Raw genomic sequence first — 24,858 nt, forward strand, 5'->3', positions numbered from 1 at the left:
TGAATGATTTGAAGGCTTAAGCCTCGATATCATCTTCGGCATCGGCGTCGACTAACTCGGCCCACAGATCGTGCTCGTCCGAGTGAGTGATCACAGCGCGGACTAACATGCCGGGTTCGAGTTCGGTTTCACCGTTGATAAAGACCATGCCGTCGATTTCTGGAGCATCGGCGAAGCTGCGGCCAATCGCACCTTCTTCGTCAACGTCATCGATCAGAATATCCATAGTGCGGCCAACGAAACGGGCTAAACGCTCGGCGCTGATCTCGGCTTGGACTTCCATAAATCTGTGGTATCTGTCTTCTTTCACGTCTTCGCTGATCAGTTCAGCGATGGTGTTGGCTACAGCGCCTTCTACTTCTGAGTACTTGAAGCAGCCTACGCGGTCGAGGCGGGCTTCACGCAGGAAGTCGAGCAGCATTTCGAAGTCTTCTTCGGTTTCGCCTGGGAAGCCCACGATAAAGGTTGAGCGGATCACCAAGTCTGGGCAGATTTCGCGCCAGCGTTGGATGGCTTCTAACTGACGGTCAACACGGCCTGGACGCTTCATCATCTTCAGGATGCGTGGGCTGGCGTGCTGCATTGGAATATCTAGGTATGGCAGGATTAAACCTTCGGTCATCAAGGGGATGAGATCGTCAACCCATGGGTATGGGTAGATATAGTGTAAACGTACCCAAGCGCCCATCTTGCCCAGTTGGCGAGCAAGGCTAGTGATGTCTTGCTTCACTGGCATACCGTTCCAGAAGTCGGTGCGGCCGCCCTTGTCTTTACCGTAGGCAGAGGTGTCTTGGCTAACGACTAAAATTTCTTGTACGCCTGATTCAACTAAACGCTTGGCTTCATCTAATACGCTACCCGCTGGGCGGCTGTCTAAATCGCCACGCAGTGCAGGGATAATGCAGAAGGTACAACGGTTATCACAACCCTCTGAAATCTTTAAATAAGCATAATGCTTAGGCGTTAACTTAACCCCAGTTTGCGGGATTAACGAGGTAAATGGGTTGTGCTCTGGTTTTGGCACGTACTTGTGTACATGCTTTAACACGGCTTCGTAGCTGTGTGGACCCGTGATTTCGAGCACGTCTGGGTGCACTTCACGGATTTGGTTTTCCTTGGCGCCTAAACAGCCGGTCACGATCACTTTGCCGTTTTCTTCTAGGGCTTCGCGCACCGCATCTAAGGATTCTTCAACCGCCGCATCGATAAAGCCACAGGTGTTGACGATTACCAGATCGGCATTGTCGTAGCTGTTGGTGACCTCATAGCCGTCGATGCGTAATTGGGTCAGAATGCGCTCTGAGTCCACTAGGTTTTTTGGGCAACCCAAAGACACGAAACCGATGCGATTCCCTGTGGCAGCATTGCCCGTATTAACAGAGTCAGCACTGGCGGCTTCTAATGTTTTGGCTGGGGTCTCAAGCGTGGTTGTTTGCTTAGGATTAAAAGTTTCAACTGTCATGGTGTCTCGCTGATGCTGATAAAAAAGCGCCGTAAAAAGAGCGCGGATTATACCTGAAGTGATTAAAAGGTACAGTGTCTTTGGGTGAAAAGTGTACAGCCAAGAGTGCGTTTCTACCAGTTGCGGCGCGGCAGAGTCCGTAGCTTAGTTATCCCGCCACATTTCATCTTGCGTGAATGGCTTTAAGGTTTGAATAGCGCAGTGCACAGCCGCTCGGCGCCGATTGAAAAAATTTTCAAAAAAATTAACCCTTTTTATTTTTGCCTGCGTTTATAGGGGTAGTTTGCATGATGCGTGGCTATCGCAACGGACGACAAATGGTGCTGTTACATATTGGTACAGCAAGTCGCACTTTTAACCGATAGCCGCCGCGTCAGAACCACGGCAGTCTCGCCTTAAATGATTTAGTTGGAGTTAACAATGAAGCATTCTCTTTTAGCTGTATTAGTGGCTGGTGGTCTTTTTTCAGGAGTGTTTACCGCGAAGGCGATGGCCGCCGACGTAGATTTTCCCCATATCGAAACCATGGGGGTGAGCCAAATTCAGGTTGAGCCGGATATGGCAGAGCTTAATGTCGAAGTGGCTGTCACCGAGAAAGACGCTAAGGCGGCTAAAGATAACTCGGATGCGGCGGTGGCGAAATTTATCGCCCGTTTAACCGCCGCGGGCATTACCAAGGAGCAGATCCAAAGCGCCAACTTAAATCTGCAACCCCAATATGTGTATGCGCAGGATAAAGCACCTGAGCTAACTGGTTACACCGCGAGTCGCCAAGTCACTGTGACTATTAACGATTTGGCACGTTTAAATACGATTTTAGACTCCGCCTTAGAGGAGGGGATTAACAGGGTCAATAATATCGCCCTTAAGTCGAGCAAAGAGGCCGAGTATGTGGCCAAGGCGCGCCAAGCGGCGATTGTCGATGCCAAACAAAAAGCAGAATCCTTAGCCAAGGGATTTGGGGAAAACCTAGGTAAGATTTGGCAAATTCGTTATTACGATCAACGCCCAGTGCAACCGGTGATGTTACGTATGAATGCTAAGGCCGATGCCATGGGCGCCGCCGAAAGCTATCAATATGGCCAAGTGACTATCGAAGATAGAGTCGAAGTGGTTTATAAACTCAAATAAGTCATAACGAGATGCAATGGATGAGGATTCTTTGGCTCATCCATTGCTGTTATGGGGCGCAATCGGTTAATTCTGAGTCAGCATATTTACAATATTGCATGTTTTAACAGAGCAAAGGCACTAAACGCTGGCAAAATTAGCGATTTATCCCCACACTGAGAGAGGATAAGGTTATGGAGACCTATGATGGATTTTCCCTCTCGAATCAAGCAACAAACCTGTATGGACTGTTTAAGTGGTAAGTCACTCGGATTTGAAATTCGTATGGCATTTCAGCCCATTATCGATTGGCCAAATCAGCAGATTTATGGTTATGAAGCCCTAGTGCGCGGCCCAAATGGCGAAGGTGCTGCTTGGGTGTTTGAGCGTATAAACGAAAACAATAAGTACTACTTTGATCAGGCTTGTCGGGTCAAAGCCATTGAAACCGCCGCTAAGCTTGGCCTTGATAAAATATTAAGTATCAACTTTTTACCTAATGCGGTTTATAACCCTGAAACCTGTATCCGCGCCTCGATTGAAGCGGCCGACCTCTTTGGTTTTAATATTCATAACATCATGTTTGAAGTTACTGAGGGTGAGCAAATTGTCGATAGAGCCAAATTAAGCCGTATCTTTGACAGTTACGCTAAACGGGGATTTATCACCGCCATCGACGACTTTGGCAGTGGTTTCGCTGATTTGAGTTGGTTGGAGTTTTTGCGCCCTCAGGTATTAAAACTCGATATGGAGTTGATCAGAGATATCCATTTAGACAAACAAAAACAGTTTGTTATCGATGAAGTGCTCGGGATTTGTAGCACGCTTAACACTCAGGTGTTGGCCGAAGGGGTCGAGAGTAAAGCGGAGTTAGACTATCTTGTTGGCCGTGGTATTAATTATTTTCAAGGTTACTACTTCGCCAAACCCCAACTCGAGTATTTAACTACCTTTGACGCCTTAGATTGTTATGCTGCGCTGTAGCATTGTTTTATTGAATTAATGTGCTCCAAGTGCCTTGCACTCAGATTGGTTGTGGAATTGTGTGTATCGGTTCTGGGCTAACTGATATATCATGCGCCACCCTTAATTGCCCATGCCTTCTCTTTGCTGCTATGTCTTCTAACGCGCTTTATACCGATCTATCCGGTTATTACGATTTAATGTGCTCCGATATTAACTATCAACAACAGAGTGCGAGCATCCATCGATTGCATCAGTTCTTAGGGAATAATGGTAAACAACACCTTGATTTAGCCTGTGGCACTGGCCCACATGTACGGCATTTTATCGACCTTGGTTATCAGTGTAGTGGCCTAGATATTAATCAGCCGATGCTCGATATGGCCATGCGTCGTTGCCCTGAGGCTCAGTTTAATCTGCAAGATATGACCGCCTTTTATCTTGAGCAGCCAGTGGATTTAATTACCTGTTTTTTATATTCCATCCATTACAGTGCGGACATAGAGCGCCTTAAAAGTTGTATCGCCAGTGTGCACAGTGCCCTGAATGACGGCGGGATATTTTGTTTTAACTCGGTTGATAAGCACCGCATCGATAACCGCTTATCGATTAAGCATTTTGCCGAGTTTGAGGGGCATCATTTTGCCTTTGAATCTGGCTGGCATTACAGTGGTCAAGGTGAAAACCAGTCGTTAAATCTGAGTATTGCAAAGAGTCTCCAGTCTTTTACTCAACTCACTGATTTCGAAAGCGATACATCTGCACATCAGACTGAATTATGGCAAGACCAACACACTATGGTCGCCACCAGTTTTGCGGAGCTACAAGCCCTACTCGCGCCATATTTTGAAGTGCATATCTTTGAACACGATTATGAAAAAATCGTCCCATGGGATTTAAGCTCAGGTAATGCGCTGTTTGTCTGTGTGAAGATTTAACCTTGGGTTGAAGGTGTGGCAACTGGGCGGTTAGCTTTGGCTGCTCTGATTTACACCCATATCCCATCTTTGCCTGTCACAATTTTCCTGTGAGTAACTGTTAATCATTGCGGCCTTACGGCCGAGGTGAATCAAAGTCGTGGGCTTCAACCCTCATGCTGTTTAGCACAATGCTATATTAATTGCGGCCTTACGGCCGAAGTGAATCAAAGTCGTGGGTCTTCAACCCACACCCGACCAAGGAGGACTGCTCGTCCTATCCTCCTTGGATTCTCCAAGACGCCCCTAGCGAAGTTACATGCATTGATTAGTGGCTTCGTGCTTATTCGAAAATCGCTAACGCTTCCGATGGTACATCCTGTACCCCGAAAGCTAGCTCGGCATCCATGCCTCGCTCACGCGATTTTCTTCAACGCCCTTCAGCAACTTCGCAGGGGAAGGTGAACTCCTGATGCTGACGTGTTCGCTGTCAATCCCAAAAGAGTTATGGATGTCCCATTTGGGCTTTTACTAGCACTTTTTAGTTCAGCTACTTAGAGATATAACTCCATCAAACCTAAATGTTTCATCACCATACATAGATTCAAAAGTCACTATTAAATGCATTCCATTTTTTTGTTGTAAAAAATTTACCCAATATTCTCTTTGCAGTGATGACGGAGTATCGTGGTAGATAAGCCAAATGGAATCCCCTTGGGCAATTGTTGTTTCAGGTAATATAAGGGAATATTCAAAGTCACCAGGTAAATATGTACTTTTATCACCTTCATAAACATAACGTTCTTTGAGAATTTTACTCGGAAAGCCCTCTTTGTTGCACTCGGCTGTTATTGAATCACACATAATCACAGCTTTCTTTAAAATAGCTGGACCAAGGCCACTATTGATAAGTTTCAATCCTATTCGCCCATTATCCGAGGACGGACAATGAATTGTTAACTGTGGTTTTACGCTTAATCTATTATGCTGCTCTGAAAGTCTAATTTGATAAATTGATACTGCCAACGCACACAAGGCAATGAAAGCTGCGCAAATCGCAACCCATACATCAGCACTAAAATTTTGTATGGATAAACCAGCTTCATGTAACAACAAAAATAAAACTAAAAAAGCAATCACCCAAGTGGCTATTGTTGTTGCTACATCAGTACATTTAATGTTGTTCTTCATAGATGTTGTCAAATAATTATAGATAGCAAAGATTAATCTTAATTACTATTTTAATCAAATATTTACATGATTTTAAAGTTTATCAATGCATAATTTAACGACCCATTGTTAAATTTTCTAATAGTGATGGTAGGTCTCTGGTGAAAGATGGGACAGATACAACTCTTTCGGAGTTTTTAGCCAACGCCGAGATCACAGGAGTTCACCATCCCCTCGGAGTTGCCGCAGGGCATTAGCGTTCGTTGCGTGAGCGAGGCATGGATGCCGAGATAGCGTCAGTCGAATCAGGGACGAGCGTCTGACGCGATAGCATAAGGACGCTAAATGCCCAAGGGGCTTTCAACTCCGTAGGGGCGTCTTGGAGAATCCAAGGAGGATAGGACGAGTAGTCCTCCTTGGTCGGGTGTGAGGTGAAGCCCCACGATTTTGACTTTGGCTTTGATTTTTCTCAGATTAACATTTCAGAATTGAGTTAAATTGATTCATACAAATAAATCCAAACCCAAGTTTGAAAAACAAAAAAGGCGCCTAAGCGCCTTTTTCAATTTAGGTTGAGGGTAACACCTTAACCACAGCAGAGCTGATTAAACAATCAGATCATACTCATCTTTGAGTATCTTAATAATATCTGCCTTTGGATTGGCTGGCAGCGGGATTGCCGCGCCAGTCACCTTCTCGGCGATGCCGGTGTAAGTGCGTGACACATCCATCATGGCCTCTAATGGCAGGGCATTGTCGCGGGCGAGGGCTTCACGCTCTGGCATTCTGTCCTTGTTGAGCAGAATATCTGGATCGGGGAAGTGGTTCAGCAGGAACTGACGGAAGCCTTCCTTAGAGTTTTCAAGGATTTTACCATCGCGGTAGGCTGCGCCGTCCCAAATACGGGATGAATCTGGGGTGCCCACTTCATCCATATAGATCAGTTTTGAGTTGCCGTTTTTATCGGTCACATAACCAAACTCGAACTTGGTATCCACAAACACTTGGTCAAGGTCGGCTAGAGCTTTAGCGATCACCTTAAAGCCATCTTTTAACAGCTTCTCGTACAGGTCGATATCTTCTACCTTTTCAAAACCAAAGGCTTGATAGTTGGCTTCGATATCGCTGCGGCTGATGTTCACATCGTCCTGCGCGGGCACACCGGGGATCCCAGTTAAAATACCTTTGGTCGAAGGAGTGATCAGCAAATCAGGCAGCTTTTGATCTTTCTCTAAGCCTTCTGGCAGTGTGATACCGCAGAATACGCGCTCGCCCTTAGAGTAGGCGCGCCACATTGAGCCAGTAATATATTGGCGGCAAATGGCTTCTACTTTAATCGGGCGGGCTTTTTGGACTATCCAAACGAAGGGATGCGGAATATCTAAAATGTGGCTGTCGGCTAAACCGTTTTCGGCAAATAACTTAAACCAATGATTAGAAATGGCATTTAATGCCGCGCCTTTACCTGGAATGCCTTTTAATCCGCCTTCACCGTGGAAGATGCAGTCGAAGGCTGAAATACGGTCGCTAATCACCATAATGGCAAGCGGCGTATCTTCGGGCACATTGTAGCCCTTGGTTTGAATTAAACGGCGGCTGTCGGCATCGGTTAGCCAGTAAACGCTACGTACCTTGCCGCTATGGACTGGGCTGTCGGTGCGGATGGGTAAATCGTTGTTTACGGCTAATACGGAATCAGCAAGACTCATGACGAGTATTCCTTTGGATAGAGAGTGTAGGGACGAGTTTTTTATTCGTTGCGGTGTGCTTAAGCCGTAAATGCTTTGCCACCTTTTTATTATTGACCAACAGCTTATCGCTAAGTGCGCACAAGAGATTGGTGAGGTTAAAACGTAAAGCGAATAGGATGTTTTCGGGCGATAGGCAGGAGAGGGAAGGTCGGGATAAGGGGTAAAAATAGCACGCAGAGCAAGGTTGGCGCCAGAGAGAATCTGGTCTGTTCAAGCGGGGAAACCCCGTGCCATTTTGCTCGAAAAGGCTAACCATTAATCCGAGAGAACCTTGTTAGACAGCCGCGAAAAGTGGCGCCATTTTACCTTTATTCGCAAAATTTTCCACGGCTATTTATGCACATCTGTGCGGCGTGTCGGGGTAAATTGGGGAGGGGAGTAATGCGGCTGCTGAAAATACTTCCCATAAAACCCGAGTAGAAGAATAGATAAGCTTGAGTATAAAGTGTGACTCGCTAAGCCTTAGAATGGTATTAATCCCAATATAGGCATGCAGTTAGCTCTGTAAATCGGGTTAGCATAGGCGGTCTGAATAAAGGTAGTGGCTAAGTACGATATAAAGCGTGGCCTTTTGCGTTAACGCCCATTTTTTGTGAATTGAAAAACACAGTTTGCCCATCAGCCCTTAGCCTAAGGCAGATGGCACAGTAGAGGTAGTCAATGACAGATGTAAAAACGTCGATGATGGCGCGCGCCGCATCCGAGGGGCGATATTTTTTCTCGCAGCAATTTATCGCCTTGGCCGAAAGCCAAACCCAGTGGCAGGAGTTGGAGTTTGAAGAGTGCGAGTTCCACGATTGCCAGTTTAGCGATAGCACATTCCGTAGCTGCAAGTTTATCGATTGCCGCTTTGTGGGTTGTAATTTGAGCCTGCTCAAGGTGCCCTTAAGCCAATTTAACGGTGTGAGTTTTGAAGAATGTAAGTTGGTCGGCATAGATTGGACCCGCGCCGCTTGGCCGAGATTATCCTTTGCGGCGCCTTTTAGCTTTAGCGCCTGCATCTTAAACGACTGCTCTTTTATGGGGCTTCAGCTCGATGAAATGGTGCTCGAGGGCTGTAAGGCGCAGGATGTGGATTTCCGTGAGGGCAAGTTTAATCGCGCCAACTTTAGTTATAGCGATTTTCGCCACAGCTTATTTGGTCGTACCGAGTTGATGGAGGCGGATTTCTCCGAGGCGACCGATTACGATATCGATATTTTTAACAATAAAATCAAGGGCGCTAAGTTTAGTCGCGACGAAGCGATTCGCCTATTAAATGGCTTAGAGATCACCTTGGTTGACTAACTCCCTTAGGCATTGGCCTTGCTTATGCCTGACTCCCTTTCAACCATTCCCCTGTGACGACTGGGCGAAACGCTTATCTCATACTCTGCGCACGCGGCCATCCTAAATATGGGAGCGGCTTTTGAGGTTTTTTGAGAACTTTTTAACTTATCAAAGCCGCGAGTCTGTGCGCTGGCTTAGTACTGGTTTAGGCCAAACAGGCTTATTGATCTTATTCACGATTTTTTAGAACAATTTTAACTTTTAGTTGCCGCAGATCACACTCAACTTGGCCATGTGGTTTACCACAATATCCGCCTCTCCCTTTCGGGATAACAATCACCCTGAAACAGCAAAATGCCGACACGACGTAACACTAGGTCTGTTGGCACTAATAACTAAAAACCTGTGAGCGAATTTAGTCTTTAACCGCAGTGGTAAGCCAAAGCCTAAGTTTGCGTGTGCCAAGTGGTGCATTAGGGTGGATGAGTGTGATGGAGGTAACCATGATTGAGCTTAATAGGCGAACCTTTTTAAAGGGCGCAGGGGCCAGCGGTGCAACATGTGCATTGGCTAGCCTGTTGCCGGGCAGCTTAGCGGCATTAGAGAGCAAGCAGCTAAAGGGAATGGGCAAAGACATTGCCAGTATCTGTGAGATGTGTTCGACCCGTTGCCCGATTTCGGCGCGGGTGATTGAGGGCAAAAACGTCTTTATCAGTGGCAATAAGGCGGCTAAATCCTTTGGTGGTAAAGTCTGTGCCCGGGGCGGCGCTGGCCATAGTTTGCTTTACGATCCACAGCGGATTGTGAAGCCACTCAAACGAGTAGGTGAGCGCGGCGAGGGCAAGTGGGCCGAGATCTCTTGGGATGAAGCCTATCAACTGATTGCCGATAATCTTAATAAAATCAAGCAAGCTTATGGCCCTGAAGCCGTGGCGTTTTCCTCTAAGTCCGGTTCGCAAGAAAAGCACTTATTCCATCTCGCTACCGCCTTTGGCAGCCCGAATACCTTTACCCATGCCTCAACTTGCCCCGGTGGTTACGAAATTGCCGCTAAGGCCATGTTTGGCACTAAGGTGAAGCGCGATTTAAGCAACTCCAAATACATCATTAACTTCGGCCATAACCTGTACGAAGGCATCAACATGTCCGAAACCCGCGGCATGATGGCGGCGCAAATGGATAAAGGCGCCAAGCTGGTGGTGTTCGAGCCAAGATTCTCCATCGTCGCCGACAAAGCCGATGAATGGTATGCGATCCGTCCCGGCACCGATGTGGCGGTGGCTTTAGCGCTTTGCCATGTATTGATTGAAGATAATCTCTACGACAAGGCCTTTATCGAGCGCTATGTGGAAGGGTTTGATGCCTTCGCCGCCGAAGTCAAAGCCTATACACCTGAGTGGGCCGAAACCGTTTCCGATGTGCCCGCCAAAGACATTCGCCGTATCGCCCACGAATATGCGGCCAAGGCGCCCCATGCTGTGGTGGATTTTGGTCACAGAGCCACCTTTACCACTGAAGAGTTTGAAATGCGCCGCGCCTTGTACGCTGCCAATATTTTGATTGGTAATATCGAGCGTAAGGGCGGTATCTACCTAGGTCAAAAGCCTGGCGACTATAACAAACTGGCGGGAGAAAGCGTGGCGCCTGTATTAGGTAAGCCCGGCGTAAAAGATATGCCTAAGCCTGCGGCGAAACGTATCGACCAAGTGGAAGAGCAGTACGCCATGATGTGGTCATCGGGCGGGATTTATCAAACGATTCTCGATGCGACCTTAAGCGCGGTGCCTTATCAGTTACATGGCTGGGTGATGTCCCGTACCAACCCCATGCAAACCATGACCGACAGGGCGCGTGTGGTTGAAGCCTTGAAAAAGCTCGACTTTGTTGCCGTGTGCGATGTGTATATCAGTGAAACCGCCGCCTATGCCGACGTGATTTTACCCGAGTCGACTTACCTTGAGCGCGATGAGGAAATCGCCGACAAGTCGGGTAAAAATCCCGCCTACTATGTGCGACAACGCGTGGTGGAAACCCTAGGCGACACTAAGCCTTCATGGCAAATCTTTAAGGACATTGGCCATAAGCTTGGGTTAAGTGAATTCTACCCTTGGGATAACATGGAAACCCTGCAACTGCTGCAGGTGAATCGTGATACCGCACTGCTGCGCCGCATCAAGGATGAAGGTTTTGTTAGCTTCGGCAAGCCCATCATGCTGCGCGAACCTAAGATGGTGGCCGAGTTTACTAAGGCCTACGCCAATGCTAAACCCGTGGATGAAGACGGCACCTACGGCAGTTTACTCAGCTTTAAAACCCCAAGTGGCAAGATTGAATTGACCTCGGCCAAGGTCGAAGCCATGGCGCCAGGACGCGGGGTGATTAAGTTCCGCGAAGTGCATTTGAAGAAAGCCGACGAGCTGTACTTTATCCAAGGCAAGGTCGCCGTGCATACCAATGGCGCGACTCACAATATCCCCATGTTGGCTAACCTGATGTCGGATAACGCCATTTGGGTGCATCCCGTCACGGCGGGCAAGTTAGGGATAAGTAACGGTGACCCGATTCGGTTAACCAGCAGCGTGGGTAGCGAAGAAGGCCATGCGTTAGTCACCCCAGGCATTCGCCCCGATACCGTGTTTGCTTATATGGGCTTTGGCTCTAAAAACAAAGAGTTGGTTAGAGCGACAGGCAAAGGTATCCACTGCGGAAACTTATTGCCCCACGTTACCGCACCTGTGTGTGGCATGACGGTACACACCACTGGCGTCACGCTGGCAAAACGCTAATTGGAGGCTCAAATGACGAAAAGATATGTGATGGTGCACGATGAGAACAAGTGCATCGGCTGCCAAGCCTGTAACGTGGCTTGCCGCAGTGAAAACGGCGTACCAGAAGGGGTGACCCGTTTGCAGGTGAGAGTCGAAGGGCCCTATGGCGAAATGCCACATCTGCACTTTAAGTACCACAGAGTGTCGTGTCAGCAGTGTGAAGATGCGCCCTGTGTGAAGGTGTGTCCAACGGGCGCGGCCTATGTGGGCGAAGATGGCATTGTTTCCATCCACGGCGATAAGTGTGTGGGTTGTATGTACTGCGTGGCGGCGTGTCCCTACAAGGTGCGTTTTATGAATCCCGAAACCAAAGTGGCTGACAAGTGTAACTTCTGTAAGGACACGCGTTTGGCCCGGGGTGAAGAGCCAGCCTGTGTGACTGTGTGCCCGACCGATGCCTTGGTGTTTGGCGATGCTAACGATCCACAAAGTGAAGTGGCCACACTGCTCAACACTAAGATCACTTACCAAGATAAGACCCATTTAGGCACTAAACCTAGGGTATATCGCGTTCCTACCAAAAGAGGGGGGATTTGATTATGAACAATACTTGGGGCGATATGGCGCAATATGATCCCGTCACTTGGCACTGGGTCATCGCCGTGTATCTGTTTATGGCGGGTTTATCCGCCGGAAGTTTGCTGATTGGTATCGGTTTGCGTTGGTTCAATCAAGAACAAACACAAGTTGAGAGCAATATCCTCAAGGCCGCAGCAATTATTGGCCCTGTGGCAATCAGCTTAGGCTTGGCTTGTTTAGTGTTTGATTTAACTAAGCCTTTCCACTTCTGGTTGATTTTAATTAACTACAACTTCCAGTCCGTTATGGCGATTGGGGTATTAGCGCTGCTGGCTTACTCACCCTTGGCATTTGCCTACGCGATTTTAGTACTGCGTGACGATTTGCCAAAGTGGGGCTTAGGTTTCCTCGCGCCTATCGCTAAGCTGCTGATGCCCTTTAGAAAGCTGATTGAAGTGCTATTGTTTGTCCTCGCCATTGGTGTGGGCGCTTACACTGGCTTCTTAATCTCGGCGATGAATGCCTATCCGATGCTAAATACTGCGGTATTGCCTGCACTGTTCTTGGTATCTGGTTTATCAGCGGGTGCGGCGGCCAATGCGGTGCTGGCGCTGGTGATGTTCAAAACCGATAGCCACGACAAGACCTTAGCTAAAATGCATGGCTTAGAGCTGCCAGTGATGGCCATCGAAATCATGTTCCTGTTTATGTTGTTCTGCGCCTTGTACTTTAAGGGCGGTGCGGCGGCTGCGGCGCTGGCATCACTCACCTCTGGCGTGTGGGCGAGCGTATTTTGGATTGGCGTGGTCGGGATTGGTTTTGGTATTCCTCTGTTGTTTATGCTGCTTCCCGCCGCGACTCGCCACACTAAGGGCGCAATGATTATGGTGGCCTGTGCCAGTTTAACCGGCGTGCTCGCCCTGAGACACTTTATTGTGTATGCAGGCCAAAGTTACCTGAGCTAAGTGATGTTAGCGAATGCTCTAACCCATGGCATTCAAACTAGCGCAACAAATATGAGTATTACTTTAATGCGATTAAGTGATACTCAAATGGGTTACAACACGCATCCCTGCAAGCAAAAAGCACCGTTAAACGGTGCTTTTTTATGGCTGCGATTGACTGCAATTGGCAGGAGGTTATTGCGGTAATAACTCAATCATTGATTTGACCGTGAGCACTAAGGCGCTGATAGCGCAGAGGGCTAAGGTCGCCATCTTGGTCTTATGTTTATCCACATTTCCCACCAGTTTGCCCGCCACGAGATAGCCTAAAAAGACCGAGGGCAATAGCATTAGCGACAGCCAAAAGTGCTTGATTTCGAGTAGGCCCGTCACCCCAAGAATCGCCAAGGCAATGGTCGAACTAAAGATAAAGAAGGCCGATAACGCCGCGCGAAACTGCGAAGCATCCTTACCCGCCAATAAAATCGCCATCGGAGGGCCACCAATGGCGGCGATATTGCCAAAGATCCCCGAGACGATTCCCGCGCCAAATAGCGTCGCTTTGTTCACTGGCAGGCTGAATTTATACAAACTGAGCACCACGGCAACCGTCACAATGGCGGCAATCGCCAAGCCGAGGATCGGCTGCGGCGCAAACAGTAATAGGCTAGCACCGATAAAGCCACCGGGTACTCGACCGATGAGCGCGTATTGCAAGCCATTGAATTCTAAATGGCCGCGTTCACGCAATAGGGTGAGTAGCGCGATGGAAAATCCCATCACAATCACGGGGGCGGGCACTAATTGGGGATCGACGATATACAGCAACGGACTGGCGACCACGGCTAAGCCAAACCCAATCAGACTCTGGGTGAGGGCACCTAAAAACACAATCACAGACGCAATAGCAAGCGTTTGTGGATCGATCAAGGAGAACATAGGATTCCATCAAAACAAAATAGGGATCGTTACTTTAACCCACCACGCCGGATGAGCATTAACGATCCCTAATAATTAGTTACGGCAGGATTATGGACGCTTAAGCGTTATTCCATGTCTTCCCACTCGATCCCCATTTCGTCCATCAACCGCTTCGCTTCAGCGGGGATGCTGTCTGGGCACTCTTTCGACAGATCGGCATCATCAGGCAGAGGCTGGCCGGTGTAGGCATGCAAAAATGCTTCGCACAACAGTTCGCTATTCGTTGCGTGACGCAGGTTGTTGACCTGACGACGCGTACGTTCATCCGTGAGGACTTTTAGCACTTTGAGCGGAATAGACACAGTAATTTTCTTTACTTGTTCATTCTTCTTGCCATGTTCAGCATAGGGGCTGATGTATTCCCCATTCCATTCAGTCATTGACTCACCTGTTATAACGCTAAATTCGGGGCAGATTTTAAACCCTTACAGATTACAGTCAAATTATTGCTACTATTTCTTAGCGATTGCAAACAGATTTCTTTATGTTTAGACGTCTAAACGTCTTAACGCCTATTGACGATACCACTGGGCTTAGGTACATTTAGACGTCCAGACATCTCTTTGCGAACTTAGGAGTTCCCGATGACCGCAGGCAAATTAGTGACCGAGCGTCAATTAGCCACATTGGCAGTGCGTCAGGGTATCGAAAGCGATACTCAATATGGCGCCGTGGTGCCGCCAATTTACCTGTCGACGAATTACGCCTTCGATGGTCATAAAAATCCTCGCGAATTTGACTACAGCCGTTCCGGCAATCCTACTCGCAGCATCTTAGGCGATGCCTTAGCTAAGCTGGAAAAGGGCGCAACCGGTGTAGTGACTTGTACTGGCATGGCAGCCATTACCTTAGTGACCACTTTACTGGGACCAGATGATTTACTGGTGGTGCCCCACGATTGTTACGGTGGCTCTTACCGTTTATTCACCAACCTCGCGAAAAAAGGCCAATTTAAACTGCTGGTGGTCGATCAAACCGACAGCCAAGCACTTGAGCAAGCCATCGCCCAGCAGCCTAAAATGGTGTGGATTGAAACCCCATCCAACCCATTACTGCGAGTGGTTGATATCGAAGCTATTGCCAAGGCAAGCCACGCCGTAGGTGCGTTAGTGATAGTGGACAACACTTTCCTCTCGCCGATTTTGCAGCAACCGCTATTGCTCGGCGCCGATATCGTTATCCACTCCACCACGAAATACATTAATGGCCATAGCGATGTGGTGGGCGGCGCGGTGATCGCCAAAGACCCTCAACTCGGTGAGACCTTACATTGGTGGTCGAACACCTTAGGCTTAACCGGTTCTGCCTTCGACAGTTATCAAACCCTGCGCGGCCTGCGTACTTTAGCTGTGCGCATTCGCGAACACCAACGCAATGCCGAGCGTATTGTGGAGTTACTGAGTAACAGCCCAGTCGTGAGTAAAGTGTATTACCCAGGTCTTGCGGATCATCCCGGTCATGCCATTGCCGCCAAGCAACAAAAAGGTTTTGGCGCTATGCTGAGTTTTGAGCTTAAGGGCGGCGAGGCCGAAGTGGTCGCCTTTTTAGATGCGTTAAGTTTATTCAGCGTGGCTGAGAGTTTAGGCGGCGTCGAGAGTCTCGTAGCCGTGCCCGCGACCATGACCCACAGGGCGATGGAGCCGCAGGCGCGTTTTGAAGCTGGTATTAAAGACACCCTATTACGTTTGTCGGTTGGTATTGAAGATGCCGACGACTTAGTTGCAGATATTCAAGCAGGATTGGCCGCCGTAGCGGCTTGTCAGTAGAGGAATAATAGATGGCACGTTGTCACTTACATAAATTTGGTGGTTCCAGCTTAGCCGATGCCGATTGTTATCGCCGAGTCGCCCATATTCTGTTAACCCATGGTCATAGTGATGATCTGGTGGTGGTGTCTGCTGCGGGTAAAACCACTAACTTTTTATATAAATTATTGTCCCTGCGCGATAGCAACCAATTATGGCAAGAAGAGTTGCAAGTTCTTATCAGCTATCAGCAAGGCTTGATTGAACAGCTGTTATCCAACGAGCAAGCGCGGGATCTGCGTGAGCGTTTAACCACGGATAAAGCTCAGTTAATCAGTCTATTATCTTTAGATGTACGCAATGATTACCAAATTAACCATGTGGTGAGTTTTGGTGAGCGTTGGTCGGCGCGCCTGATGGCAGCGCTGCTGCGCGAATCGGGTGTTGCCGCAAGTCATGTGGATGCCTGTTCGATTCTCGTGGCCGACGAGGCCGCCGTGCCGCAAATTCGTGTGCAAGAATCCCGCGCCAAAGTGCAAGCCTTACTGGCCGCACACCCTAATGAGCGTTTAGTGATCACCGGTTTTATCTGCGCCAACGAGCGTGGCGATACCTTGCTATTGGGTCGCAATGGCTCTGACTTTAGCGCCAGCTTAATTGCTAGTCTTGCCGACATTGAGCGCGTGACCATTTGGACCGACGTTGAAGGGGTATTTAACGCCGATCCTAATAAGATCAACGATGCGAAATTACTCAAGAGCATGTCCCTTGCTGAAGCCGACCGCTTGGCGCGTTTAGGCTCGCCTGTTTTGCATTCACGTACTTTGCAGCCGCTGTTTAACACTGAGGTGAGCCTAGCTGTGCGTTCAAGCTATGCCTCCCATACCGACTTTACCCTGATTGCGCCGCACAGTTCCTCAGCGAGTGCGCCCGTGGTGACCAATCTAAATGCCGTGGTGTTATTTGGCTTTAAGATTGCGGGTGATGTGGCCAGTCTGCTCGAGCAATTAGTCGAAGCGGGATTAACGCCACTGGCACATTGGGTATCGGCGCATCAACGGCTTGAGCTTGCCTATACCGCTGAAAACCAAAAACAAGTACAAAAATTATTGGATGCGCAGGCCGAAGCCCTCGGTATTAAAGAGCTGCAAATTAATACCGAACTCGGCTTAGTGGCGCTCGTGAGTGCCGATGCCGAGCATTATCGCCGCAGCTTTGCCCGTTTACTGAGCCGCGATGCTAAGCCCTTGTTCAGTGGTGACTTAAGTCTGGTGACCTTAGTGCCACAGTCGCAGGTTAATCTGCTGACCCAAAAAGTGCATCGCCGCTGTGCTGGCCCGCGTAAACGCATTGGCGTATTGCTGCTGGGCGTTGGCAATATTGGCGAGGCGTGGGTGAAGCTGTTTAAGTCAGTTTCTCCCTCGTTAAATCAAGAGCTTGAAGCGCAAGTCGAGTTAGTCGGTCTGGTTACTTCCAGTAAAGCTTTGATTAAGTCCACTGGTGTGGATCTGGAAAACTGGCAGCAGGAATTCGATGCCGAGGCAACACCTTGGCAGTACGAGCATCTATTTGAACAATTAGAACAACTTAACTGTGACGAACTGATTGCATTAGATATCAGCGCCAGTGCCAGTTTAACCCTGCAATACCCAGAGTTTTTCGAGCGCGGCATCCATATGGTCAGCGCAAACAAACTCGCGGGGTCAGGCCCGCTGCCTTTTTATCGCGAGCTTAAAGAACAACTCGGTTATCGCCGTCTATTCTGGCGCTATAACGCCAGCTGCGGCGCGGGTTTACCTATTCAACATGCCTTAAACGATCTGCGTAACAGCGGCGATAGCGTTGAAGCCGTGGGCGGGATTTTCTCTGGCACTCTGTGTTGGTTGTTTGAGAAATACGATACCAGTAAACCCTTCTCGGAATTAGTGATTGAAGCACGTGGTTTAGGGATTACCGAACCCGATCCCCGCGACGATCTTTCTGGTCGCGATATGCAGCGCAAGTTGCTGATTTTAGCCCGTGAAATCGGTCTGGAAATCGAGCTTGAGGATATTGAGCTGCGCTCCCTAGTGCCTGCCCATTTAGCGGATATTCCACTGGAGCAATTCCTTGCCCGTATCGGTGAGCTAGATGATGAATTATTGCAGCAATATGGCGCAGCAGCGGAACAAAACAAGGTGCTGAGATATGTTGCCTCCTTGGATAATAGCGGCGCAGTCCTTAAAGCCGAGGTGGGATTACAGTGGATTGATGCGAGCCACCCCTACGCCAACCTCACGCCCGGTGACAATGTGTTTGTGATCCGCTCAGCTTTCTATCAAGGTAATCCTCTGATTATCCGTGGACCTGGTGCTGGCCGTGAGGTAACAGCGGCGGCGGTGCAATCGGATCTGACGCAGATCTGTCGCGATCTACTGCAAGAATAGGAATAAACCTCGTATCTTCAAGTTGATTCGGCCAATTTTCATAGACTTAAAGGACTCATTTGAGTCCTTTTTTGTTGGCTAAAATTAGGTCTAGGATCTAAGTGGTTAACAAGGGATAAGAAAATGCCAAAAAGGGGGATTTTTTGGCTTGACTTAACCGTCAGTTTCTCTAGTATATGGACATATAGACGTCCGAACGTCCATATGGATTAAATTACTGCATTTATAAGTCGTACCAGTCGCGATAAGTGTCGCACTCGGGCGGTTGAGGAAATACACATGGCTTTTCATCACGCACAACATTCACATTCGCTAAACCAAAGTTTGTCTGAACTTAATGGCGATATTAATGTTTCTTTTGAGTTTTTCCCGCCATCAACCCCCGAAATGGAACAAATCCTGTGGAACTCTATTCGTCGTTTAGAGCCGCTGAATCCTAAATTTGTCTCAGTAACCTATGGGGCAAACTCGGGCGTGCGTGACCGTACCCACGGCGTGATTGAACGTATTCAACAAGAAACCAACCTAGTCGCTGCGCCGCACTTAACCTTAGTGGATGCGAGTGATGAAGAGCTGTTAGATCTGGCAAAGCATTACTGGAAATCGGGTATTCGCGACATAGTGGCGCTGCGTGGTGACTTGCCTGCGGGCAGCCCAAAACCGACTCGCTTTGCGGTGGATCTAGTGCGCCTGCTGCGTTCAGTGGCCGACTTTGATATTTCGGTCGCCGCTTACCCAGAAGTGCACCCAGATGCGGCTAACGCTCAGGCGGATTTGATTAACCTCAAGCGTAAAATCGATGCCGGTGCGAGCCGTGCAATTACCCAGTTTTTCTTTGATGTGGAATCTTACCTGCGTTTCCGTGACCGCTGCGTTGCGGCGGGGATTGATGTCGAAATCGTTCCCGGCATTCTGCCCGTGACTAATTTTACCCAGTTAAAGCGTTTTGCGGGTATGACCAATGTGAGCTTACCAAGCTGGTTACATAAGCAGTTTGATGGCCTTGAAAATGATGCCGGAACCCGTCAGCTGGTGGGCGCAAACGTGGCGATCGATATGGTGAAAGTGTTGTCCCGCGAAGGGGTAAAGGATTTCCACTTCTACACCTTAAACCGTGCGGAATTGACCTATGCGATTTGCCATACCTTAGGGGTGCGCCCAAAGGCGGTATAACGTTAACAGTATAAAAAACGCCGCTAGTTTAGCGGCGTTTTGTTTTGCTTAAATCCTAAATCCTAAATCCTAAATCCTAAACTGAGCGAGAAGTGTGGTTAAGCGCATCGACAACTGTGCTAACTCGTCTCCTGCCCGCGCCGTTTGCTCGGCACTCTCGGTGGCATTGGTCGTAATATCATTAATATTATTGACGTTTTTATTGATTTCCGCCGACACAGCACATTGCTCGTTGGCAGCGCTAGCTATTTGAATGTTCATTTGACTAATGGTGGATACGGCTTGGGTAATGGCTTCGAGCGCTTCCCCCGCCTCGTGCACCAACGAAACACAGTTTTGCGTGGTGGCGGTACTGGTATTCATGGTACTGACGGTGGATTTGGCACTCTGTTGCAAGGCTTCAATCATCTGCTGAATTTCGCTGGTTGAAGCTTGAGTACGGCTGGCGAGCGTACGTACTTCATCAGCTACCACCGCAAAACCGCGGCCTTGTTCACCCGCACGGGCAGCCTCAATGGCGGCATTGAGGGCGAGCAAATTGGTTTGATCGGCAATATTACGGATAACGACTAATACCGAGTCAATCTGCGCGGTATTACGCTCAAGTTCGTTAATGGCCGTGGCAGCATGGGCTATTTCATCCGCCAGCAGACTTATAGTCGAAATGACCTTTTCAACCAGCAACTTACCATGTTCAGTTGACTCGCTGGCGTGGGTTGCTGCGTCGGCGGCATCAGTCGCATTGTGGGCAACTTCTTGTACTGTTGCCGCCATTTCATTCATGGCGGTGGCGACTTGTTCGGTCTCGAGGTGTTGCCGTTTTGCCATTTGCTGAGTTTCATGGGTAATGGCAGACATTTCTTCGGCCGATGTCGCCAGTAAGCTGGTGGAGTCTGATACTTGAGCAACGGTGGCGTGGATTTTCTCAGCAAAGCGGTTAAAGGCGAGTGCAAGCTGCGCAATTTCATCTTTGCTCTTCACTTCAATCCGGCGGGTTAAATCGCCTTCACCCTCGGCAATATCATTGAGCGCATTGGTTGTTTCGGCAATTGGGCGAGTAATACTCTTAGCGATAAACCAGGCAATGGCGGTGCCAATTAGGAAGGCGATAAAGCCTATCATGATGAGTTTAAAGCGAATATCGGACATCGCTTGCTCAGAATGGCTTCTGTCCAGTGCAATATCCAGCACACCAAAGGTTTTGCCCGAGTAGTCTTTCATCCCATGACGATACAGGGCGTAGCTCTTGCCGTCTAAATCGATGGTACGAATCACTTCAGTACCTTGCATTACCTTGTTGAGTTCGCTGGAGGCGCTGGTGTCGGTGGTAAAGGTGCCACCAAAGGGGACAAAGTTGCCATCCTTAGGCAGCAAAAGAGTTATCTCTGCTTGGTAGGCATGTTTAAAATTGTCGAAGAAGGGCTGGCCAAATGACATACCAAACTCCACTGAGCCCGTATGTTGCCCTTGGTAATTCATCGGCACGAGACCGCGGATACCTAAGCCTTCAACTCCGTATTCTAAGCCGCTGAGGGGCTGCTTTTGGGTGTTGGTTTCGACAATGGTTTTACGGATTGCGGTGAGGTCATCACCAAATTTTTCAGGGCGATGCAGGCGTAAAAACGAGGTCGCGGGTGGGGTGTGAAACTGAAATTGCTGCACGGCAAAATCTTGTTTAAGGCGCGTAAATAGCGGTTGAGTGCGTTGAAGTAGTGCTTCACGGTCGCGCTCGGCAAAGTTACTTTGGATCTCAGGTGTGAGTGAGATTAAGGTTGCCATCGCCTGTGCTCTTTGTCCCGATGAGACGATATTTGCTACCGCGGTTTCGTATAACTTATGTAATTCCCGTTGCTCAGACTCCCTTATTTGGCGACTGAATTCCGATAGCACCAGCGGCATGATAAAGCTCATCACCGCAAATAGCAGTAGGCTGATGCCTAACACTATCCGAGTGCTAATGTTTAAATTCTTCACAGTAAACCTCCCAGTATCCGTATGCCTGTCTAAATATCTTTTTGAATATTATAGAGATACTGCTTTTTATATTTGCGAGCGGGTGAACCTTTTTCAGTTGTTTTTCGGTTTTTTGCGGATTTCGTGGCAGCGTGCACAGATCTTTTCTGAGCAGAAAATATTTACTTAGCCTGCTAACTAAGTATAATGCTTAGCAGGCTAAGTAAATGAGTAAGCATCATGTATAAAGAACTCGAGCGCTTAAAGGAGTTATCCCTCGCGGAACATTTAGGTCGCCTGCACCGCTTATGGCGTACCGTGGCGGATGTGGAATTAGCACCACTTGGGTTAACCCATCCTCGTTGGACCGCGTTGTGGAAGTTATTGCGTCTAGGTGACAACGTGAGCCAAAAGGTGTTAGCGGATGCGCTGGAAATTGAATTGGCTTCTTTGATGCGTACCTTAGGGCAACTTGAGGAGCAAGGTTTAGTCGAGCGTCATTGCTGCACTAAAGATAAGCGCGCCCGAATCGTGTCGCTAACACCCGCCGGTAAAGACGTATTAAAGCAAGTAGAAGCGCGGATTATCCATGTGCGCGGTGAATTATTAGCGGGCATTAGCGCCTCTGAGCTTGGCGAGTTTGAACGCATCATTAGCCTAATTAGTGAAAACGCCTTGGCCAAGTTGGCTAAGAGCACAGAAATTCTTGAGTGAGAAATAAGATGACACCGGATCAACAATTTGCCCGTCTTGTCAAAATCGCCATGCTCGGTTTTGTGGCCGTGTTTGGCTATTTTATGTTTGCCGACACTATGATGCCATTAACCCCACAGGCTATGGCAACCCGTGTAGTGACTAAGGTGACTCCACAGATCAGCGGCAAGATTCAAACGATTAATGTGAAAAATAACCAAGTGGTCGCCAAAGGCGATTTACTGTTTCAAGTCGACCCAGCGCCCTTTGAGTTGGCTGTGTCACATGCCAAATTGGCCCTAGAACAAGTGCGTCAGGATAATGCCGAACTTGATGCTGCACTCTTAGCCGCTAAAGCAGAAGTGAATGCGAGTGTGACGACTGCACAACAAAAACGCCGCGAGGCCAAACGTTTAGATGCACTTTATGCGACCCATGGCGTTTCGCAGCAGTTGCGTGATCAAGCCGATAGTGATGCGGCGGCCGCCGAGGCGAATGTGTTAGCCGCTAATGCTCGCCTCGATAAACTCAAAGTGAGCCGTGGTCTCTATGGCGAAGATAACCTTAGAGTTCGCCAAGCGATGAATGCGTTAGAGCAAGCTGAGCTGAATCTGTCTTACACCCAAATCCGTGCCGACCAAGATGGGGTGGTGACCAACCTGCAACTCGAAGTGGGCAGTTTTGCCGCTGTGGGCCAACCACTACTCGCCTTAGTCTCTGATAAATTGGATATTATTGCCGATTTTCGCGAAAAAACCTTACGAGGGGTGAATGCTGCTTATCCCGCATTAATTGCCTTTGACGGTGAGCCTGGTCGTTTGTATCACGCCCAAGTGAGCAGTGTCGATGCAGGGGTGAGTGCGGGGCAGTTTGATGCCAATGGTCGTTTAGCCGCGCCGCAGGAGTCAGACCGTTGGGTGCGTGATGCGCAGCGCTTAAGACTACATTTAGTGTTAGACGACAATGCGATGAATAACCTACCCGCAGGCGCGCGCGCCACAGTGCAATTGCTGCCCGACAATACGCTGTTTAGCCTGCTAGCCAAGGTGCAGATTAAGGTCATTAGCCTGCTCCATTACATCTATTAATATCAAGGCAATTTGCATGTTGTTACGCCACAATCCATTAACCGCCAATGATTTACGCCAGTGTTTGCGCATTGCCACTGGCGGTACCATTGGTTTTACCCTGTGTAAGCTATTTGGTTGGAGTAATGGGGTGTTTTTTACTGTAACCCCAATGTTATTACTGGGTTTAGTCCCTGTGATAAGTGGCCATGCGGTAAGGCAATTATTGGCATCATCTGCCATTGCGGGGCTTGAAGTCGGCCTGCTCGGAGGCTTCTTCGGTAGCCACCCAGGCTTGATGACACCGATTGTCTTCCTGCTGTTTTTGTATCGTTTTGCGGCGATGTCCCGCGGTAGCCTGTTCCTCTTTGGTGCCAATGGCGTGCTGAGTTTAAGCATTATGCTGCACTTTGCCAGCTATCCGGGCACAGATCTGAATGATCTGATTTTTAGTAACTTTTGGGCGACAGGGCTATCAGTCATCATCGCCTATTTAATGACTGCACTTTGGCCGGATGTTGAACCTCGCGCCGCCTATCAACCCGGCCCTAAAGCACCGCACCGTATGCGCCATGAGGCGTTGCTCGGTGCCAGCATTGCCACGCTCTCTTTCTTAGTGTTTCAGATTTTCGATCTGCGTGATTCGATGTCGGCGCAGGCAACCACCTTGCTACTTTTATTCCCCATGCATTGGAACGGGGCGTTGGATTATGCCCGTAAACGTGCCATTGGTACCTTGCTTGGGGTGTCTTTTGGGGTGATGGTGCAACTCTTTCTCTACGATTGGTCAGGATTGTTGATCCTGATTGTGCCGCTGCTGTGGCTTGGCCTTATGTTGTTTGCACAGGCCCATGTAAAAGAGGCGAGCGGCTCAGGTGTGGGATTTGGTGCTATGACGACGTTAGGGATTTTGTTTGGGCAATATTTAACTCCAGGTAACGACTTAATTTTTAGTGCCCTGTATCGGGTGAGCAGTATTTTTGTGGCGATAGTGGCGACGTTATTCCTCTGTTATCTGCTACATAAGTTATTGAATAGCTTTGAAGCGACCCGATTTGGTTACTAAAAGGTTAATATTAGATTTTTTTAATACTTGTTCCGCTTCCGTGCAAGGAGTATGGTGTTTTGATGCGTTTAGTGTGGGCTAAACGTAGAACGCACCACTCAATTATCTCTTTTTTAGCGACCTTGGTTTAGCCGTTAACGCGGTTTTTCAAGCGTTTTCGTGTGACTCAAGGTTTGTTCAAGGATAGAAAATGAATAATAAAATTAAAACATTAGCCAAAGGCATCGCGCTCATTAGCGGCTGTGCCTTGACCTCTGTCGCCATCGCTAACACGGCAACAATCCCGCCAGCGGGACAAATCTGCGTGACCTGCCACGGCGTCGAAGGTGAGGGCATTGAGCCACTTGGCCCTCGCTTGGCCGGACTCTCTAAAGAATATATCACCACCCAATTACAACATTTTCAGGCGGGTGTGCGCCAAAATGCGACCATGATGCCGATGGCGATGACACTGCAAGGTGATGGTATTGAGCAAGTAGCGAGTTATTTCTCCGCCAAATTACCTAAAACTGAGATTAAGCCTGTGCTTAGGGGCGAACAAATCACCTTTAGCGATGATACCGCGCGCTTAGCTTACCAAGGCGATTGGTCTCGCGGCTTACCAGCCTGTGTCACATGCCATGGCCCCTCGGGTTTAGGTGGCGGGCTGTTCCCGCGTTTAGCGGGTCAGCAGGCCAGTTATATCAAGACGCAACTCTTGGCGTGGCAAGCTGGCACACGTAAGGGAGATGTGGACGGCATGATGGCCAATGTGGCTAACAAGCTGACCGCCGCCGAGGTGGATGCCTTAGCGAACTACTTTGCGAATTTGAAATAAGGAG

Annotated in this window: 20 protein-coding genes; 14 read left to right on the forward strand and 6 right to left on the reverse strand. The window is 48.7% G+C overall.

What is annotated here, in order from left to right; translation table 11 throughout:
* Positions 1-16 precede the first annotated feature (16 nt).
* A complete protein-coding gene (gene rimO, locus KXJ80_RS05365) occupies positions 17-1,462 on the reverse strand; it encodes a 30S ribosomal protein S12 methylthiotransferase RimO (RefSeq protein WP_259474545.1) in 1,446 nt (481 codons plus the stop codon).
* 420 nt (positions 1,463-1,882) lie between these two features.
* Here rimO and KXJ80_RS05370 point away from each other — a divergent pair, with 420 nt between their 5' ends.
* The 3 genes from KXJ80_RS05370 (at position 1,883) to KXJ80_RS05380 (ending at position 4,473) form a co-directional block, all read left to right on the forward strand.
* On the forward strand, positions 1,883-2,593 hold the full coding sequence (locus KXJ80_RS05370) for an oxidative stress defense protein (RefSeq protein WP_259474546.1): 711 nt from the start codon (positions 1,883-1,885) through the stop codon (positions 2,591-2,593).
* Positions 2,594-2,779: 186 nt separating this feature from the next.
* Positions 2,780-3,556, forward strand: coding sequence for an EAL domain-containing protein (locus KXJ80_RS05375; RefSeq protein ID WP_069454216.1), 777 nt, complete (start codon positions 2,780-2,782; stop codon positions 3,554-3,556).
* Between the two features lie 131 nt (positions 3,557-3,687).
* A complete protein-coding gene (locus tag KXJ80_RS05380; RefSeq protein ID WP_069454217.1) occupies positions 3,688-4,473 on the forward strand; it encodes a class I SAM-dependent DNA methyltransferase in 786 nt (261 codons plus the stop codon).
* Positions 4,474-4,998: 525 nt separating this feature from the next.
* Here the strand turns inward: KXJ80_RS05380 and KXJ80_RS05385 are convergent.
* Positions 4,999-5,643 (reverse strand): hypothetical protein, encoded by a 645-nt coding sequence (locus KXJ80_RS05385; RefSeq protein ID WP_259474547.1) that lies wholly within the window; start codon positions 5,641-5,643, stop codon positions 4,999-5,001.
* Between the two features lie 584 nt (positions 5,644-6,227).
* Positions 6,228-7,331, reverse strand: coding sequence for a phosphoribosylaminoimidazolesuccinocarboxamide synthase (locus KXJ80_RS05390; RefSeq protein WP_259474548.1), 1,104 nt, complete (start codon positions 7,329-7,331; stop codon positions 6,228-6,230).
* A 702-nt stretch (positions 7,332-8,033) separates the two neighbouring features.
* On the opposite strand from KXJ80_RS05390, the gene KXJ80_RS05395 reads away from it, so the two are divergent.
* The 4 genes from KXJ80_RS05395 (at position 8,034) to nrfD (ending at position 12,954) form a co-directional block, all read left to right on the forward strand.
* Positions 8,034-8,660, forward strand: coding sequence for a pentapeptide repeat-containing protein (locus KXJ80_RS05395; RefSeq protein WP_259474549.1), 627 nt, complete (start codon positions 8,034-8,036; stop codon positions 8,658-8,660).
* 485 nt (positions 8,661-9,145) lie between these two features.
* Complete coding sequence (gene phsA, locus KXJ80_RS05400) at positions 9,146-11,428, forward strand: thiosulfate reductase PhsA (RefSeq protein WP_259474550.1); 2,283 nt, start codon at positions 9,146-9,148, stop codon at positions 11,426-11,428.
* A gap of 12 nt (positions 11,429-11,440) precedes the next feature.
* Positions 11,441-12,007 (forward strand): 4Fe-4S dicluster domain-containing protein, encoded by a 567-nt coding sequence (locus KXJ80_RS05405; RefSeq protein ID WP_047536322.1) that lies wholly within the window; start codon positions 11,441-11,443, stop codon positions 12,005-12,007.
* Positions 12,008-12,009: 2 nt separating this feature from the next.
* Positions 12,010-12,954, forward strand: a complete 945-nt coding sequence (nrfD, locus tag KXJ80_RS05410; RefSeq protein ID WP_069454224.1) for an NrfD/PsrC family molybdoenzyme membrane anchor subunit — start codon at positions 12,010-12,012, stop codon at positions 12,952-12,954.
* 174 nt (positions 12,955-13,128) lie between these two features.
* Here nrfD and KXJ80_RS05415 read toward each other — a convergent pair whose 3' ends face one another.
* Both KXJ80_RS05415 and metJ read right to left on the reverse strand, forming a co-directional pair.
* On the reverse strand, positions 13,129-13,872 hold the full coding sequence (locus KXJ80_RS05415; protein ID WP_069454225.1) for a sulfite exporter TauE/SafE family protein: 744 nt from the start codon (positions 13,870-13,872) through the stop codon (positions 13,129-13,131).
* A 107-nt stretch (positions 13,873-13,979) separates the two neighbouring features.
* Positions 13,980-14,294 carry a met regulon transcriptional regulator MetJ gene (gene metJ, locus KXJ80_RS05420; RefSeq protein WP_011073770.1) on the reverse strand — a complete coding sequence of 105 codons (315 nt, stop codon included), beginning with the start codon at positions 14,292-14,294 and terminating at the stop codon, positions 13,980-13,982.
* Positions 14,295-14,516: 222 nt separating this feature from the next.
* On the opposite strand from metJ, the gene metB reads away from it, so the two are divergent.
* The 3 genes from metB to metF all read left to right on the forward strand — a co-directional run bounded on the left by metB (position 14,517) and on the right by metF (position 19,258).
* The gene (gene metB, locus KXJ80_RS05425; protein ID WP_192937956.1) at positions 14,517-15,680 is read left to right on the forward strand and encodes a cystathionine gamma-synthase; all 1,164 of its coding nucleotides are present in this window, start codon (positions 14,517-14,519) and stop codon (positions 15,678-15,680) included.
* An 11-nt stretch (positions 15,681-15,691) separates the two neighbouring features.
* Positions 15,692-18,085 carry a bifunctional aspartate kinase/homoserine dehydrogenase II gene (locus KXJ80_RS05430; protein WP_259474551.1) on the forward strand — a complete coding sequence of 798 codons (2,394 nt, stop codon included), beginning with the start codon at positions 15,692-15,694 and terminating at the stop codon, positions 18,083-18,085.
* A gap of 279 nt (positions 18,086-18,364) precedes the next feature.
* The gene (metF, locus tag KXJ80_RS05435) at positions 18,365-19,258 is read left to right on the forward strand and encodes a methylenetetrahydrofolate reductase (RefSeq protein WP_037422525.1); all 894 of its coding nucleotides are present in this window, start codon (positions 18,365-18,367) and stop codon (positions 19,256-19,258) included.
* Between the two features lie 69 nt (positions 19,259-19,327).
* Here the strand turns inward: metF and KXJ80_RS05440 are convergent, their stop codons facing one another.
* Entirely contained in the window at positions 19,328-21,232 is a 1,905-nt protein-coding gene (locus KXJ80_RS05440; protein WP_259474552.1) for a methyl-accepting chemotaxis protein, read from the reverse strand.
* A gap of 219 nt (positions 21,233-21,451) precedes the next feature.
* Here KXJ80_RS05440 and slyA point away from each other — a divergent pair, with 219 nt between their 5' ends.
* The 4 genes from slyA to KXJ80_RS05460 all read left to right on the forward strand — a co-directional run bounded on the left by slyA (position 21,452) and on the right by KXJ80_RS05460 (position 24,854).
* Positions 21,452-21,925 (forward strand): transcriptional regulator SlyA, encoded by a 474-nt coding sequence (gene slyA / locus KXJ80_RS05445; protein ID WP_144344846.1) that lies wholly within the window; start codon positions 21,452-21,454, stop codon positions 21,923-21,925.
* Between the two features lie 8 nt (positions 21,926-21,933).
* Positions 21,934-22,992: an HlyD family secretion protein gene (locus KXJ80_RS05450; protein WP_259474553.1), complete on the forward strand. Its 1,059-nt coding sequence runs from the start codon at positions 21,934-21,936 to the stop codon at positions 22,990-22,992.
* A gap of 16 nt (positions 22,993-23,008) precedes the next feature.
* A complete protein-coding gene (locus KXJ80_RS05455; RefSeq protein WP_259474554.1) occupies positions 23,009-24,037 on the forward strand; it encodes a DUF2955 domain-containing protein in 1,029 nt (342 codons plus the stop codon).
* A 190-nt stretch (positions 24,038-24,227) separates the two neighbouring features.
* Complete coding sequence (locus tag KXJ80_RS05460) at positions 24,228-24,854, forward strand: c-type cytochrome (protein WP_037430398.1); 627 nt, start codon at positions 24,228-24,230, stop codon at positions 24,852-24,854.
* Positions 24,855-24,858 lie beyond the last annotated feature (4 nt).

Source organism: Shewanella xiamenensis (assembly GCF_024971755.1).
Classification (GTDB): Bacteria; Pseudomonadota; Gammaproteobacteria; order Enterobacterales; family Shewanellaceae; genus Shewanella; species Shewanella xiamenensis.